Origin of the sequence: Acinetobacter thutiue (assembly GCF_030385805.1) — a bacterium.
In the GTDB taxonomy this organism is placed as follows: domain Bacteria; phylum Pseudomonadota; class Gammaproteobacteria; order Pseudomonadales; family Moraxellaceae; genus Acinetobacter; species Acinetobacter corruptisaponis.
In genome coordinates, this window is the sequence record NZ_JAUDZE010000007.1 from 58405 (window position 1) to 74300 (window position 15896).

At 45.5% G+C, this 15896-nt stretch carries 10 protein-coding genes and 5 tRNA genes; all 15 read right to left on the reverse strand.

Annotated elements, in window-relative coordinates:
* Window positions 1-149: 149 nt before the first annotated feature.
* Entirely contained in the window at window positions 150-4343 is a 4194-nt protein-coding gene (gene rpoC, locus QTA56_RS13525) for a DNA-directed RNA polymerase subunit beta' (protein WP_267981518.1), read from the reverse strand.
* A gap of 130 nt (window positions 4344-4473) precedes the next feature.
* Window positions 4474-8562, reverse strand: coding sequence for a DNA-directed RNA polymerase subunit beta (gene rpoB, locus QTA56_RS13530; protein WP_267981519.1), 4089 nt, complete (start codon window positions 8560-8562; stop codon window positions 4474-4476).
* Between the two features lie 311 nt (window positions 8563-8873).
* The gene (gene rplL / locus QTA56_RS13535; protein ID WP_087543097.1) at window positions 8874-9242 is read right to left on the reverse strand and encodes a 50S ribosomal protein L7/L12; all 369 of its coding nucleotides are present in this window, start codon (window positions 9240-9242) and stop codon (window positions 8874-8876) included.
* A 42-nt stretch (window positions 9243-9284) separates the two neighbouring features.
* Window positions 9285-9791 (reverse strand): 50S ribosomal protein L10, encoded by a 507-nt coding sequence (gene rplJ, locus QTA56_RS13540; RefSeq protein ID WP_005163057.1) that lies wholly within the window; start codon window positions 9789-9791, stop codon window positions 9285-9287.
* 248 nt (window positions 9792-10039) lie between these two features.
* Window positions 10040-10735, reverse strand: a complete 696-nt coding sequence (gene rplA, locus QTA56_RS13545; RefSeq protein WP_267981520.1) for a 50S ribosomal protein L1 — start codon at window positions 10733-10735, stop codon at window positions 10040-10042.
* A gap of 3 nt (window positions 10736-10738) precedes the next feature.
* Window positions 10739-11167 carry a 50S ribosomal protein L11 gene (gene rplK / locus QTA56_RS13550; protein WP_004637639.1) on the reverse strand — a complete coding sequence of 143 codons (429 nt, stop codon included), beginning with the start codon at window positions 11165-11167 and terminating at the stop codon, window positions 10739-10741.
* Between the two features lie 112 nt (window positions 11168-11279).
* Window positions 11280-11813, reverse strand: coding sequence for a transcription termination/antitermination protein NusG (gene nusG, locus QTA56_RS13555; RefSeq protein ID WP_241335825.1), 534 nt, complete (start codon window positions 11811-11813; stop codon window positions 11280-11282).
* 7 nt (window positions 11814-11820) lie between these two features.
* Window positions 11821-12261: a preprotein translocase subunit SecE gene (gene secE, locus QTA56_RS13560; RefSeq protein WP_267981522.1), complete on the reverse strand. Its 441-nt coding sequence runs from the start codon at window positions 12259-12261 to the stop codon at window positions 11821-11823.
* Between the two features lie 76 nt (window positions 12262-12337).
* Window positions 12338-12413 (reverse strand) — tRNA-Trp (locus tag QTA56_RS13565).
* 54 nt (window positions 12414-12467) lie between these two features.
* Window positions 12468-13658, reverse strand: coding sequence for an elongation factor Tu (tuf, locus tag QTA56_RS13570; protein ID WP_267980223.1), 1191 nt, complete (start codon window positions 13656-13658; stop codon window positions 12468-12470).
* A gap of 164 nt (window positions 13659-13822) precedes the next feature.
* A tRNA-Thr gene (locus tag QTA56_RS13575) sits at window positions 13823-13897 on the reverse strand.
* Window positions 13898-13908: 11 nt separating this feature from the next.
* Window positions 13909-13984: transfer RNA gene (locus tag QTA56_RS13580), tRNA-Gly, on the reverse strand.
* A gap of 33 nt (window positions 13985-14017) precedes the next feature.
* Window positions 14018-14101, reverse strand: a tRNA-Tyr gene (locus QTA56_RS13585).
* A 52-nt stretch (window positions 14102-14153) separates the two neighbouring features.
* Window positions 14154-14229 (reverse strand) — tRNA-Thr (locus QTA56_RS13590).
* A 99-nt stretch (window positions 14230-14328) separates the two neighbouring features.
* Window positions 14329-15822 (reverse strand): anthranilate synthase component I, encoded by a 1494-nt coding sequence (gene trpE / locus QTA56_RS13595; RefSeq protein WP_267981523.1) that lies wholly within the window; start codon window positions 15820-15822, stop codon window positions 14329-14331.
* Between the last annotated feature and the right edge of the window lie 74 nt (window positions 15823-15896).

The following is a 15896-nucleotide window of genomic DNA, read 5'->3' on the forward strand; positions in this document are numbered from 1 at the left end:
TCTCAATTGAACGTAGCATAGACTGCTTTCATGAAGCATTTATCTTGATTAAGTAATCAAGTGCTAATGCTGTAATGTGTTTCTGTAACATTTGCTTGTTTTTTCCACAAAAAAGGCACCGCAAGGTGCCTTCTTTGATTTGCTGGAACTTAGAACTGGTCTGAGTTCAACGCTTGACTAAATGCCTGGTCAACTTCACTGAAATCATTGTGAAGTTCAAATTCAGCAGCTTCCGCTTCCTGGCGACGACGCTCCAAGTGGTAAGCAAGACCTGTACCTGCTGGGATCAAGCGACCCACAACAACGTTTTCTTTCAAGCCACGTAAGTCATCTTCTTTACCTGTTACAGCCGCTTCAGTTAACACACGGGTTGTTTCCTGGAACGATGCAGCAGAGATAAACGAGTCAGTAGAAAGCGATGCTTTGGTGATACCCATCAACTGACGTTCAAACTTCGCAGGGAACTTGTTCTGAGCCAAGACAGCCTGGTTCTCCTGAACAACACGGATGTAATCCACTTGCTCGCCCTTGATGAAGCTTGTGTCACCGCCATCAGTGATATCAACTTTACGCAACATTTGACGTACCACGACCTCAATGTGCTTATCGTTGATTTTTACACCTTGCAGACGGTAAACGTCCTGAACTTCGTTCACGATGTAGTTGGTCAATGCCACTTCGCCTTTCAAGCGTAAGATGTCATGTGGGTTTTGTGGACCATCAGAAATAGTCTCACCACGGTTGACATGCTCACCTTCGAACACGTTGATTTGACGCCATTTTGGAATCAATTCTTCGTAGATCTCAGAACCATCATCTGGTGTGATCACTAAACGGTTCTTACCTTTGGTCTCTTTACCAAAGCTCACGATACCAGACACTTCTGCCAGAATCGCATGCTCTTTCGGCTTACGTGCTTCGAACAAGTCAGCTACGCGTGGCAGACCACCTGTAATGTCACGGGTACGTGAAGATTCCTGTGGTACACGACCAATAACGTCACCCACACCAATTGTTTCGCCATCACGGACAGTTACAATTGTGTTTTGTGGCAGGAAGTAGAACTGTTCGCCGCCATCGGTTGTATCCAACACGATTGCAGGACGTAAATCTTTACCAGAAGCAGGACGTGCCGTTACAGGCAAGATTTCAACAGTGGTCATACCTGTTGCATCGTCCGTCTTAGAGGTTGCAGTGACACCATCAGCGATCTGGCTGAAACGTGCCTTACCTGCAACTTCGGTCACGAGTGGATGTGTATGTGGATCCCAAGTCGCCACGATACCACCAGCTTCCACAGCTTCACCATCTTTCAACAAGATGCTTGCACCATAAGGAAGTTTATAACGCTCGCGCTCACGTCCCAAGTCATCCGCAATACCAATTTCACCTGAACGTGAAACGGATACCAAGTGACCTTTGGCATGTTGAACCGTTTTCACGTTGTGGAAACGTACAGTACCTTTGTTACGGACTTGAACACTGTTCGCAGCAGAGGTTCGGCTCGCAGCACCACCCACGTGGAACGTACGCATTGTTAACTGTGTACCTGGCTCACCAATTGACTGTGCAGCCATTACACCAACAGATTCACCTGGGTTCACCAAGTGACCACGTGCAAGGTCACGGCCATAACATTTCGCACATACGCCGAATGTAGATTCACACGCAATAACTGAACGAACTTTAACTTCATCGACACCCGCTTCCTCAAGCTGGGCAGCAATTTTCTCGTCAATTAAGGTACCACGAGGAAGTACAACTTCATCGTCAGATGCACGACGTACGTCTTCAGCAGTTACACGACCCAATACACGATCGCGTAATGGTTCAATTACGTCACCACCCTGAATGAATGGTGTCATCACCAGGCCGCCAGCTGTACCACAGTCAGATTCAGTAATAACCAAATCTTGTGCCACGTCTACAAGACGACGGGTCAGGTAACCAGAGTTCGCTGTTTTCAATGCGGTATCGGCCAAACCTTTACGCGCACCGTGTGTCGAGATGAAGTACTGAAGTACAGTCAAACCTTCACGGAAGTTTGCCTTAATTGGTGTCTCAATGATCGAACCATCTGGTTTCGCCATCAAGCCACGCATACCAGCAAGCTGACGGATCTGCGCCGCACTACCACGGGCACCCGAGTCAGACATCATATAAATCGAGTTGAATGATTTCTGTTTCTCATCTTCACCCTGCTTGTTTTTCACAAGGGTATAAGACAAGTTGTCCATCATCGCTTTCGCAACCTGGTCGTTGGTACGGGCCCAGATATCGACAACCTTGTTATAACGCTCACCCGCAGTTACGAAACCTTGCTCAAACTGTTGTTCGATTTCACGAACCTCAGTTTCCGCCTTGTCAATAATGACCTGTTTGGTTGGCGGAATCAGCATGTCTTCCATACCGACGGACACACCTGAACGCGTCGCTTGACGGAAGCCCAAATACATCAACTGGTCAGCGAAGATAACTGTGTCTTTCAAACCAAGCTTACGATAGCAAGAGTTGATTAACTTCGAGATGTTTTTCTTGGTCATCTCAAGGTTGATCATGTCAAAGCTTAAGCCTTGTGGAACCACTTCCCACAACAGGCAGCGGCCTGGGGTGGTATCAACAATAATGGTCTGCTTTTCACGATGACCATTTTCATCAATCACGGTTTGATGTACACGTACTTTGACACGCGCATGAATATTCACTTTACCTGTCGCCAAGGCACGGTTCACTTCATGCGTATCCGCAAACACCATGCCTTCACCCTTGGCGTTTACCGCATCACGGGTGATGTAGTAAAGACCCAGGACCACGTCCTGAGAAGGTACGATGATCGGCTCACCGTTTGCAGGTGACAGGATGTTGTTGGTTGACATCATCAATGCACGTGCTTCTAACTGTGCTTCCAATGTCAATGGAACGTGTACCGCCATTTGGTCACCATCGAAGTCGGCGTTGAACGCGGCACAAACGAGTGGGTGAAGACGGATTGCCTTACCTTCGATCAGGATCGGTTCAAATGCCTGAAGACCTAGACGGTGAAGTGTTGGCGCACGGTTCAACATGACTGGATGTTGACGAATCACAGAAGCAAGAACGTCCCAAACTTCTGGGGTCTCACGCTCAACCATTTTCTTCGCAGCTTTAATGGTTGTTGCCTGACCAGATGCTTGTAGTTTCGCGAAAATAAACGGCTTGAACAGTTCAAGTGCCATTTTCTTCGGAAGACCACACTGATGCAGACGTAAAGTAGGGCCAACGGTAATCACCGAACGACCAGAATAGTCAACACGCTTACCAAGTAAGTTCTGACGGAAACGACCTTGTTTACCCTTGATCATGTCTGCCAAAGATTTCAATGGACGTTTGTTTGAACCTGTAATCGCACGACCACGACGACCATTATCCAGCAACGCATCTACAGATTCCTGCAACATACGTTTTTCGTTACGTACGATAATGTCTGGCGCTGCAAGGTCAAGAAGACGCTTCAAACGGTTGTTACGGTTGATCACACGACGGTATAGGTCGTTCAGGTCTGAAGTCGCGAAACGACCACCCTCAAGTGGTACCAGCGGACGCAAGTCTGGTGGAAGTACTGGCAGTACATTCATCACCATCCATTCAGGCTTGTTGTTCGATTCCTTGAAAGCTTCCATCAATTTCAAACGCTTAGACGCTTTTTTAAGTTTCGTCTCAGAGGTTGTTTGAGGAATTTCTTCACGTAAACGTGCAATTTCCGCTTCAAGGTCGATGTCTTTTAACAAATCCTGAACTGCTTCCGCACCCATTTTCGCAGTGAATTCATCACCGTGTTCTTCAAGTGCGTTGTAGTATTCTTCATCCGTTAAAAGTTGATACTTTTCAAACGGGGTCATACCAGGATCAGTCACCACATAAGATTCGAAATACAATACACGCTCGATATCACGTAATGTCATATCAAGAAGCAAGCCAATACGGCTCGGTAATGATTTCAGGAACCAGATGTGTGCCACTGGAGATGCAAGTTCGATGTGACCCATACGCTCACGACGAACCTTGGCGGTTGTTACCTCAACGCCACATTTTTCACAAATGACACCTTTGTATTTCATACGCTTGTATTTACCACACAAGCATTCATAATCTTTTACTGGACCAAAGATCTTGGCACAGAACAAACCGTCACGTTCAGGTTTAAAAGTACGGTAGTTAATGGTTTCAGGCTTTTTAACTTCACCGTGAGACCATGACTTAATCATCTCTGGTGACGCAAGACCAATACGGATACGGTCAAATTCAACTGGTGTATGACCATCTGAATCCGTTTTCTTACGCATGATATCGAGCAAGTCTTTCAATTTTTTTCTCCGTGTGTCGGGGAGCCAGGCCCACCCGACTGGGTCACAAATATTGTTTTTTAACTGAAAAATCCTCCTTTATAAAAGGAGGGCTTTTCCCCTCTCCGTGAAGAGGGGTTAAGGGAGAGTCTTAGTCACCATTTTTCAGTTCAATGTTGATACCTAAAGAACGGATCTCTTTGGTCAATACGTTGAACGATTCAGGCATACCTGGGTCCATATAATGGTTGCCATCTACAATGTTCTTATAGATGCGGGTACGGCCTTCAACGTCATCCGACTTAACAGTAAGCATCTCCTGAAGGGTATATGCTGCACCGTATGCTTCCAGTGCCCATACTTCCATCTCACCGAAACGCTGACCACCGAACTGTGCCTTACCACCCAGCGGCTGCTGTGTAACAAGTGAGTAGGAACCTGTTGAACGCGCATGCATCTTGTCATCAACCAAGTGGTTCAATTTGAGCATGTACATGTAGCCCACAGTGACAGGACGGTCAAACTGCTCGCCTGTGCGTCCATCAAACAATACCGTTTGACCAGAACGTGGCAATTCAGCAAGTTCAAGTAATTCCTTGATCTGACTTTCTTCTGCACCATCAAATACTGGTGTTGCTAAAGGCACACCTGCACGCAGGTTGCCCGCAAGTTTCAAGACTTCTTCATCAGTCAGGCTATCAAGCTCTTCCTGCTCGCCACCCACCTTGTTGTAAATTTTGTCAAGGAACACACGCAATTCTGCAACCGCACGTTGCTGTTGCAGCATCTTATCGATTTGCTCACCCAAACCTTTGGCTGCCATACCCAAGTGAGTCTCAAGAATCTGACCCACGTTCATACGAGATGGTACACCCAATGGATTCAGTACGATGTCAACAGGTACACCATTGATATCATGCGGCATGTCTTCAACAGGCAGGATGTTTGATACAACACCCTTGTTACCGTGACGACCCGCCATCTTGTCACCAGGCTGGATACGACGTTTAACTGCAAGGTAAACCTTAACAACTTTCAATACGCCAGTTGTTAATTCATCACCTGTAGAAAGTTTACGCTTCTTCTCAGCAAACTTCTCATCAATCTCGTAGCTCTTCTCTTTCAGGAATACCTGAATCTGAGTTAAACGTTCAGCAATTGCTTCGTCATTTGGCTGGATTTCAAGTAAATCAACAAGCTCTAAACCAGACAATACGTCTTCAGAAAGTTTATCGCCGCGTTTAGTTGAACCACCACCGTTAGATTCTTGACCTTTCAACAAACGAACAATACGTTCACGTGCTGCTTCTTCGAAGATTTTGTATTCTTCTTTCAAGTCTTTACGGTATGCATCAAGCTGAGCTTTTTCAATTGCTTGTGCACGTTCATCTTTTTCCAAACCATCACGTGTGAAGACTTGAACGTCAATCACCGTACCTTTAGTGCCAGACGGAACACGTAAAGATGAATCTTTTACGTCAGCCGCTTTTTCACCAAAGATTGCGCGAAGTAATTTTTCTTCAGGTGTTAATTGAGTTTCACCTTTAGGCGTTACCTTACCAACAAGGATGTCACCTGCAGTCACTTCAGCACCGATATAAACAATACCAGACTCATCCAGTTTAGACAGTGCAGCTTCACCTACGTTAGGAATATCGGCAGTAATTTCTTCTGCGCCTAACTTGGTATCACGTGCTACACATGACAATTCCTGAATGTGAATCGACGTTAAACGGTCTTCTTGAAGTACACGCTCAGAAAGTAAGATCGAGTCTTCATAGTTATAACCGTTCCATGTCATGAACGCGACGCGCATGTTTTGACCAAGCGCAAGTTCACCCATGTCAGTCGATGGACCGTCAGCCAAGATATCACCACGAGCAACTTTGTCGCCCAAGTTCACAATGACATTTTGGTTAATACATGTATTCTGGTTTGAACGTGTATATTTGATCAGGTTGTAGATATCTACACCTGCTTCACCCGCGATCATTTCATCTTCGTTTACACGAATAACGATACGAGATGCATCAACATATTCAATCGCACCACCACGGTTTGCGATCACACACACACCTGAGTCGCGTGCTACGTTTGCTTCCATACCTGTACCAACAAGCGGCTTGTCAGCACGCAATGTAGGAACAGCCTGACGTTGCATGTTTGAACCCATTAATGCACGGTTCGCATCATCGTGTTCAAGGAATGGAATCAATGATGCTGCAACAGAAACAACCTGCTGTGCAGAAACGTCCATATGTGTTACGCGCTCAGGCGACATACGTACGAATTCACCTTGATGACGTACAGAAACCATTTCTTCAGTCAAGTTGCCATCTTTATCAACAGCGGAGTCCGCCTGTGCAATGACAGTACCCACTTCTTCAATTGCAGATAAATATTCAACATCATCGGTTACACGACCATCTACAACTTTACGGTATGGTGTTTCCAGGAAACCGAAGTCATTCGCTTTTGCATAAACAGAAAGCGAGTTGATCAAGCCAATGTTTGGACCTTCAGGTGTTTCAATTGGACAAACACGACCGTAGTGAGTTTGATGTACGTCACGTACCTCAAAGCCCGCGCGTTCACGTGTCAAACCACCAGGACCAAGCGCAGATACACGACGTTTGTGTGTAATCTCAGACAATGGGTTGTTTTGGTCCATGAACTGAGACAACTGGCTTGAACCAAAGAATTCTTTGATTGCAGCAGCAACTGGTTTCGCATTGATCAAGTCTTGTGGAGACAGGTTATCTGTTTCTGCCTGGCTTAAACGCTCTTTAACAGCACGTTCAACACGGACTAAACCAACACGGAACTGGTTCTCTGTCATTTCACCCACAGAACGCACACGACGGTTACCCAAGTGATCGATATCATCGACTTCACCTTTACCGTTACGGATTTCAACCAATGTACGCAGTACATCAATGATATCTTCGTGCGATAAAATACCTTCAACTTCACGTGACTTCTGATCAGTACCCACTTCGTAAGGACGACCCAAACGACGGTTGAACTTCATACGGCCCACTGGAGAAAGGTCATAACGCTCAGAAGAGAAGAACAAGTTATTGAATAAGTTTTCAGCAGCTTCTTTCGTTGGTGGCTCGCCTGGACGCATGACTTTATAGATTTCAACCAGCGCTTCTTCACGGCCTGTTGTGGTATCCGCACGCAATGTATCTGCAACGAAAGGACCACGGTCGATATCGTTGGTGAACAGGATGTTAAACTGCTTCACACCACCTTCAGCGATCTTTACCATGATGTCATGGCTAAGCACGGTATTGGCAGGAATTACATCACCACTTTTCAGTGTGATGTCTTCAGCAGTAATACGCTCATATAAATATTCATCAGGTACAGAAAGCTTCGCCAGGTTAGCTGCTTCCATTTGACGTACGTGACGTGCATTAATACGTTTACCTTGTTCAACGATTGCTTTGCCATCATTGTCCAGGATATCAAATTGCGCCATTTCACCACGCAGGCGATCTGGAACGAGGTCAATCTGGTAGCTACCCATATCAAGATATACAGGTACTTTTTCATAGAACAAATTCAGGATTTGTTCATTGCTATAATTTAAGGCACGTAAGATCACAGTCGCCAATAATTTACGACGACGGTCAATACGTACGAACACCAGGTCTTTTGCATCAAATTCAAAGTCTAACCATGAACCACGGTAAGGAATGATACGTGCTGAATACAACACTTTACCGCTTGAGTGGGTTTTACCCTTGTCATGGTCAAAGAACACGCCAGGTGAGCGGTGTAACTGAGATACGATTACACGCTCAGTACCATTGATAACGAATGTACCGTTATCAGTCATGAGTGGCATTTCACCCATGTAAACTTCTTGTTCACGAACGTCTTTAATTGATTTCGTTTCACGATCCTTGATGATCAAACGAATCTTTACGCGCATTGGTGCCGCATAAGTTGAACCACGTAAAATACATTCACGTACGTCAAACTCTGGTTTACCAAGGCTATACTCAACAAATTCTAAAGCAGCATTGCCAGAATAACTTTCAATAGGAAAAACTGAACGAAATGCGGCTTGGAGACCGATATCTTCGCGATTTTTTGGAGTTTTGCCGCCTTGTAGGAATGTACGGTACGAATCGACCTGAATCGATAGTAAGTACGGTGCTTCCATTACATGGGGCAATTTACCAAAATTCTTACGGATCCGTTTCTTTTCGGTATATGAGTATGCCATCTGGAGTCCTCGGAAAGTAAACCAATCCCGCCTGCAGAACGGGTTTGGAAAGAATTACGCAGGCCGATATGGCCACCACTGTTTACAAATGCTGCAATTTTTAGTGGTATTAAAACGCTTAACAATATTTTTATAGACAAAAAAATATTGGTAAGCATTTGATATTTCATCGTTTATCTAAAAAATACGTTCAAAAACCGTAAAACTAACAAAAAACGAGCCGATTATTGTAACGCAAAAAGGCTGATGACCCAAGAGCCATCAGCCATTTTTTGGAGCCGATTATCAAAAATAATCGACTCCCTACAGCATTACTTAAGTGTAACTGTAGCACCAGCTTCTTCAAGCTTCTTCTTAAGCTCTTCGCCTTCTTCTTTAGAAACGCCTTCTTTAAGAACAGCAGGAGCGCCTTCAACAAGATCTTTCGCTTCTTTAAGACCGAGGCCAGTTGCTTCACGAACTGCTTTAATTACAGCAACTTTGTTCGCGCCGAAAGAAGTCAACTCAACGTTGAATTCAGTTTGTTCTTCAACAGCCGCAGCAGCGCCTGGAGCAGCAGCAACAGCAACAGCAGCAGCAGATACGTTAAATTTCTCTTCGAAAGCAGAGATTAATTCAACAAGTTCAAGAACAGTTTTTTCAGCAACTGCGTTTAAGATTTCTTCGTTTGTTAAAGCCATGAGAATAACTCCAAATGGATATTGAATGGTGTGAAAATAGGATTAAGCCGCTTCTGACTCGTTTTTCTCTTTGAGCGCTGTAATAAGGCGACCCAATTTCGAAATAGGAGCTTGAAGAACAGACGCGAGCATAGTAAGCGCTTTTTCTTGGTTCGGAAGGTTTGCAATTACGCTAACGTCAGCACCTTGATAAACCTTACCGTCAAATGCGGCAGCTTTAAGTTCAAATGCTTTGTTAGTTTTCGCAAATTCTTCGAACAAGCGTGCAGCTGCACCCATGTCATCTTCAGAAGTAGAGAAACCGAGAATGGTTGGGCCAACAAGGTTGTCATTTAAGATATCGAATTGAGTACCTTCTAATGCGCGCTTAGCCAAAGTGTTACGTACGATACGCGTTGTAACACCCAACTTACGAGCTTCAACACGAAGTTGTGTCAACTGCTCTACGCTTGAACCTTGATAGTTAGCCACAACAACAGAAAACGCTTTAGAAGCAACTTCGCTTACTTCTGCAACGATCTGTTTTTTGCCTTCGATAAGAAGAGCCATTGTAAAACCTCCTAACGGTGATTTATGTACCCATACAGGCACACTCCCAATTCGCAAGCCTTTCGACTTACACGTGGAGGAGGAACAAATCACACCACCACGTCTACTCAGACTGGATTTTTAAGAAAAGTATCCAAGAACACTTCTCGCCTGAGGTCTTTGACGCTGATAAATATTCATTTACCAATTCAAAGTTTGCTCAGACCCTCTTTCAACAAAAGAGCCCGAGGCTTTAAAATTCTGTCTAATTACTTAGAAACGTTGTTTACGTCAACAGTAAGACCTGGGCCCATAGTCGAGCTTAAAGTGATCTTCTTAACGTATACACCTTTAGAGGTTGCAGGTTTTAAACGTTTCAAGTCTGCAATTAAAGTCTCAACGTTTTGACGTACAGCTTCTTCGCTAAAGCCAAGCTGACCAATCGCAGCGTGGATGATACCCGCTTTGTCTACACGGTAACGTGCCTGACCAGATTTGGCATTCTTAACCGCGTTCGCAACGTCAGGCGTTACCGTACCCACTTTAGGGTTTGGCATTAAGCCACGTGGACCAAGAATCGTACCTAGCTTACCTACAACGCGCATTGCATCTGGAGCAGCAATCACCACGTCAAAGTCAAGGTTTCCACCCTGGATGCTTTCAGCAAGGTCATCAAAACCAACGATGTCCGCACCAGCTTCTTTCGCAGCTTCAGCAGCAGCACCCTGAGCAAACACTGCAACACGTACAGTTTTACCAGTACCCGCAGGCAAAGTTGTCGCACCACGAACAACCTGGTCAGATTTACGAGGGTCTACACCAAGGTTTACAGAGATGTCCAAAGATTCCTTGAACTTCGCAGTTGGAAGGCTGTTAAGAACTTGTACCGCTTCTTCCAAAGTGTAAACTTTGTTTGCTTCAACAGCAGCAGCAATGGCTTTTTGACGTTTAGTTAACTTTGCCATGTCTTATAGCTCCACTTCCAAGCCCATAGAACGTGCAGAACCAGCAATGGTACGCACACGAGCGTCTAAGTCAGCACCAGTTAAGTCTGGTTCTTTAGTAGTCGCGATTTCTTCTAACTGAGCACGGGTCAACTTACCAACTTTGGTTTTGTTCGGTACAGAAGAACCCTTTTGAATACCAGCAGCTTTCTTGAGAAGAATAGATGCAGGTGGAGTTTTCATGATGAAAGTGAACGACTTATCGTTGTACACAGTGATCACGACAGGAATTGGCAAACCAACTTCAAGTTTTTGTGTAGCAGCATTGAATTCTTTACAGAATGCCATGATGTTTACACCACGTTGACCTAAAGCAGGACCAATTGGTGGAGATGGATTCGCTTTACCAGCTGGAACTTGCAGCTTGATATAGCCGTCAATCTTCTTAGCCATTGAAAATTACCTCTGGGTACAGACGCCGCTAGGCTCCCCAAAAAATTAAACAACACCGAAGTGTTAGAACAACAATGCCCGATCAGATCGGGCGCTTATCAACCTACACAGATTAAATCGTTTTTTCGACTTGGCGAAACTCAAGTTCAACCTGGGTTGGTCGATTAAATACATTAATTGTCAACGTTAAACGTGACTTCTCGTATTGTACTTCCTCCACGACCCCTTTAAAGTCAGTGAACGGACCATCAATAACAAGCAATTCTTCACCCGGTTCAAACATCGTCTTAGGACGTGGTGCCTCACCAGTGTTACGTACACGCGCAAGAATCGCATCAGCTTCACGTTGTGAGATGGGTGCTGGCTTTTCTGGTGTACCACCGATAAAACCAAGAACCTTTGGACATTCTTTTACAATGTGCCAGGTATCATCATTCATTTCCATTTCGACCAATACATAGCCTGGAAAGAACTTACGCTCAGACTTACGCTTCTTGCCATCCTTCATTTCAACTACTTCTTCAGTAGGAACAAGGACTTCACCAAAGCTATCAGCAACAGTGCTGCGCTGGATTCGGTCATTCAGTGAACGCATCACTTGCTTTTCAAAACCTGAATAGGCATGAATAATATACCAACGTTTCATCGCACTCTTACCCGATAATTAACTTAATAAACCAACCTAACCCGTAATCGAAACACCATAAAACCAATGATGCAACAATCACAACCAAAAGCACTTGCCACGATGTCGTGATCGTCTCTTGTTTTGTTGGCCAGGTCACTCGACGCAGTTCAATTCGCGCATCCTGCAATAAACGCACAAAGCCTTTACCTTGATGGGTGGCGTATAATAAACCTAAAGCGACCACGACACAAGCCAAAATTACCCCAATACGCACCCAAATGTCATTTGCTGGTGCCCAGTAGGCAGGTAAATGCTGATTCACCAATGCTGAACCGATCAATAAGGCAATCGCAATCAGCCACAGGACAGCATCCAGTGGAGAACCTGAACCAACAACTTCTACAGCATTATTTCTTTGAGGGATTGGCGCGTCGCTTAATGCGTCACGCGATTTATCATTCGACATTTTTTTACTCGTCGTAGAATTCGCGACTTATTATATGACAACTTAGCCAGAATCAAGCTTTTTTATTTAAAAAAAGTGGCAGGCCAGGAGGGACTCGAACCCCCAACATTCGGTTTTGGAGACCGACGCTCTACCAATTGAACTACTGGCCTATGATGCAAATCGAAAGCCGAGGCTTTCGATTTGAGTCTAACACAGTATGGAGCTTATGCAGTTACTTTCGCAACAACACCAGCACCTACAGTACGGCCACCTTCACGGATCGCAAAACGTAGACCTGGGTCCATTGCGATTGGGTGGATCAACTCTACTGACATTTCTACGTTGTCACCAGGCATAACCATTTCAACGCCATCCTGTAGTTTGATCGCGCCAGTTACGTCAGTTGTACGGAAGTAGAACTGTGGACGGTAACCGTTAAGGAATGGAGTGTGACGACCACCTTCTTCTTTAGAAAGTACATATACTTCCGCATCGAATTTAGTGTGTGGCTTGATTGTACCTGGCTTAGCAAGTACCTGACCACGTTGTACGTCTTCACGCTTGGTACCACGAAGAAGGATACCACAGTTCTCGCCCGCACGGCCTTCGTCAAGAAGTTTACGGAACATTTCAACGCCAGTTACAGTCGTTGCAACTGTATCACGGATACCAACAATCTCAACAGTCTCACCAACCTTGATGATACCAGCTTCAACACGGCCTGTTACCACTGTACCACGGCCAGAGATAGAGAACACGTCTTCGATTGGCATCAGGAATGGCTTGTCGATTGCACGCTCTGGTTCTGGGATGTAAGAGTCAAGCGCTTCCACAAGTGCAAGAACAGAAGACTCGCCGTAAGGACCGTCGTTACCGTTTAGTGCCTGAAGCGCTGAACCACGGATGATAGGTGTGTCATCACCTGGGAAGTCGTAGGTAGAAAGAAGTTCACGAACTTCCATTTCAACCAACTCAAGCAGTTCTTCATCATCAACAAGGTCACACTTGTTCAGGAACACGATGATGTAAGGTACACCTACCTGACGAGAAAGAAGGATGTGTTCACGAGTTTGTGGCATTGGACCATCAGTCGCAGCACACACAAGGATCGCGCCGTCCATCTGAGCAGCACCAGTGATCATGTTTTTAACATAGTCGGCGTGGCCTGGACAGTCTACGTGCGCGTAGTGACGGATTGGAGAATCGTATTCCACGTGAGAGGTATTAATGGTAATACCACGTGCCTTTTCTTCAGGAGCCGAGTCGATTTGCGAGTAGTCTTTCGCTTCACCGCCGTAAGTTTTTGCACAGATTGTTGCAATCGCAGCAGTTAAAGTTGTTTTACCATGGTCAACGTGACCAATTGTACCCACGTTTACGTGTGGTTTATTACGTTCAAACTTAGCCTTAGCCATTTGATTTTCCTCGTTTACGTCGACACCAGTTTAGAGAAAAACAACCCTGAAAAACTTTCTTTATCGACATTCGCCTAAAAAACTAGACACCTAATACTTGAAAAGCAGACTATAATAGCCTGCTTCTTTAAATTTTGTAGATATTCTCTACTAAGCTGTATATCTGGAGCTCTTATCGAGATTTGAACTCGAGACCTCTCCCTTACCAAGGGAGTGCTCTACCACTGAGCTATAAGAGCGATCTCTTCGATGGAGCGGGAGACGAGGATCGAACTCGCGACATGCAGCTTGGAAGGCTGCCACTCTACCAACTGAGTTACTCCCGCATGTTGGTACTGACCACTTATATCGAAGTCGAATGGTGGTGGGAGAAGGATTCGAACCTTCGAAACTTTCGTAGCAGAGTTACAGTCTGCCCCCTTTGGCCGCTCGGGAATCCCACCATATCGCACTTACTTGCAGTGCCATCCTTTATTCAACCTATCAACTTTAAGATGGTGCCGGCACACGGATTCGAACTGTGGACCTACTGATTACAAGTCAGTTGCTCTACCAACTGAGCTATGCCGGCTTTACCTTAGCGTTTGATACGTTTCGTATCGGAACGGTGTGCAGTTTAGCAAAACTCACACATGATGCAAGCAGTTTTTTTAGAAAAACTGCGAAAAACTCATAAAATCAATCCGTTTGATGATAATTCAACCGCTTTGATCACTGCGCGAGCTTTTATCTGGGTTTCATTCCACTCAGACTCAGGATTTGAGTCCGCCACCAGTCCTGCCCCCGCCTGCACATAAACCTTTTGATCACGGATGACACAGGTACGGATTGCAATCGACATATCCATCTCCCCATGCCAGCCCAGATAACCGACTGCCCCACCAAATACGCCACGCTTTACAGGCTCAACTTCATCAATGATCTCCATTGCACGGATTTTTGGTGCGCCTGAAAGCGTGCCCGCAGGGAAAGTTGCCTTAAAGACATCCAACGCATCCACATCATCACGCACCTCTCCCTGCACATTGGAAACAATATGCATGACGTGCGAATAGCGTTCGATCACCATTTGATCAGTCACCTGCACCTTGCCAATCTTGGAGACACGCCCCACATCATTACGCCCAAGATCAATCAGCATTAAATGCTCAGCAATCTCCTTTTCATCTGCCAGCAAGTCCTGTTCCAACGCCAGGTCTTCCTCCTTGGTCTTGCCCCGTGGTCGCGTACCCGCCAAAGGCCGTACAGTTGCAATGCCATTTTCCAGACGGGATAAGATCTCTGGCGAAGAACCCACAATATGAAAAGGTTTCTGGTCTGTCAGGGTTTGCCCTTGCACCAAAAACAAGTAGGGTGATGGATTGAGGTGACGCAATGCACGGTAAACCTGCAAGGCTTCACCATCAAAATCAGACACCATCCGCTGTCCAGGCACCACCTGCATCACATCACCAGCGCGAATATATTCCTTGACCTTTTCAATGGTCTCAAGAAACCTCGCCTTACCTGTAATGGATTCAAAATGCGGTGGTGTATGTGGCTTGGCCTGTAGGCTGACAGGGACTGCAAGCAGTTGCTCCAGCTGGTCCAGCTTGGCCTGTGCCTGTACATAGGCATCTGCCTGGTTTGCATCAGCATGATGAATCAGGAACAGCGTATCTTTCAGGTTGTCAAACACAATCACGGTTTGGGACAGCATCAACCACAAATCAGGCAAGGTGACAGGGTCAGCCGCTGGAACATTTTTTAATTTTGGTTCGATATAACGAACAGCGTCATAGCCCAAATATCCAACCAGTCCACCTGTAAAGCTAGGTAGATCAGGCAATTCTTTTTGGGTGGGAACCTTGAACTGGCTTTGGAAGTCGCGAATATACTGGAATGGATCGCTACAGTCTTGCTGGGATACGGAACCATCCGCCTGCTGAACCGTAAGGATACCCGCATTGCATGAAAAGACAGTTGACTCGCCCAGGCCGATCATGGAATAACGCGCCCAGTTCTCCCCGCCTTCCACTGATTCAAATAAGTAGGCCTGCTTTTGCTCTTTAAAACGTGCAAAAACTGAGAGTGGTGTTTCTGTATCTGCCAGTCGCTGACGGTATACGGGAATGGTGTTATAGCCAGCGGCCTTGAGTTGCTCAAATTGTATGAGGGTGGTCATGAATTTTCTCTATAGTTTCGATTTTTGTGCGTTTTCGTTTAATGCTGCTTCAAGCCCGCCATCGAAAAACCATA

Bases quoted from the DNA above. Each gene is read 5' to 3' on its own strand.
- rpoB (WP_267981519.1), bottom strand. From the start codon at position 8,562: ATGGCATACTCATATACCGAAAAGAAACGGATCCGTAAGAATTTTGGT.
- rplL (WP_087543097.1), bottom strand. From the start codon at position 9,242: ATGGCTTTAACAAACGAAGAAATCTTAAACGCAGTTGCTGAAAAAACT.
- rplJ (WP_005163057.1), bottom strand. From the start codon at position 9,791: ATGGCTCTTCTTATCGAAGGCAAAAAACAGATCGTTGCAGAAGTAAGC.
- rplA (WP_267981520.1), bottom strand. From the start codon at position 10,735: ATGGCAAAGTTAACTAAACGTCAAAAAGCCATTGCTGCTGCTGTTGAA.
- rplK (WP_004637639.1), bottom strand. From the start codon at position 11,167: ATGGCTAAGAAGATTGACGGCTATATCAAGCTGCAAGTTCCAGCTGGT.
- nusG (WP_241335825.1), bottom strand. From the start codon at position 11,813: ATGAAACGTTGGTATATTATTCATGCCTATTCAGGTTTTGAAAAGCAA.
- secE (WP_267981522.1), bottom strand. From the start codon at position 12,261: ATGTCGAATGATAAATCGCGTGACGCATTAAGCGACGCGCCAATCCCT.
- tuf (WP_267980223.1), bottom strand. From the start codon at position 13,658: ATGGCTAAGGCTAAGTTTGAACGTAATAAACCACACGTAAACGTGGGT.
- trpE (WP_267981523.1), bottom strand. From the start codon at position 15,822: ATGACCACCCTCATACAATTTGAGCAACTCAAGGCCGCTGGCTATAAC.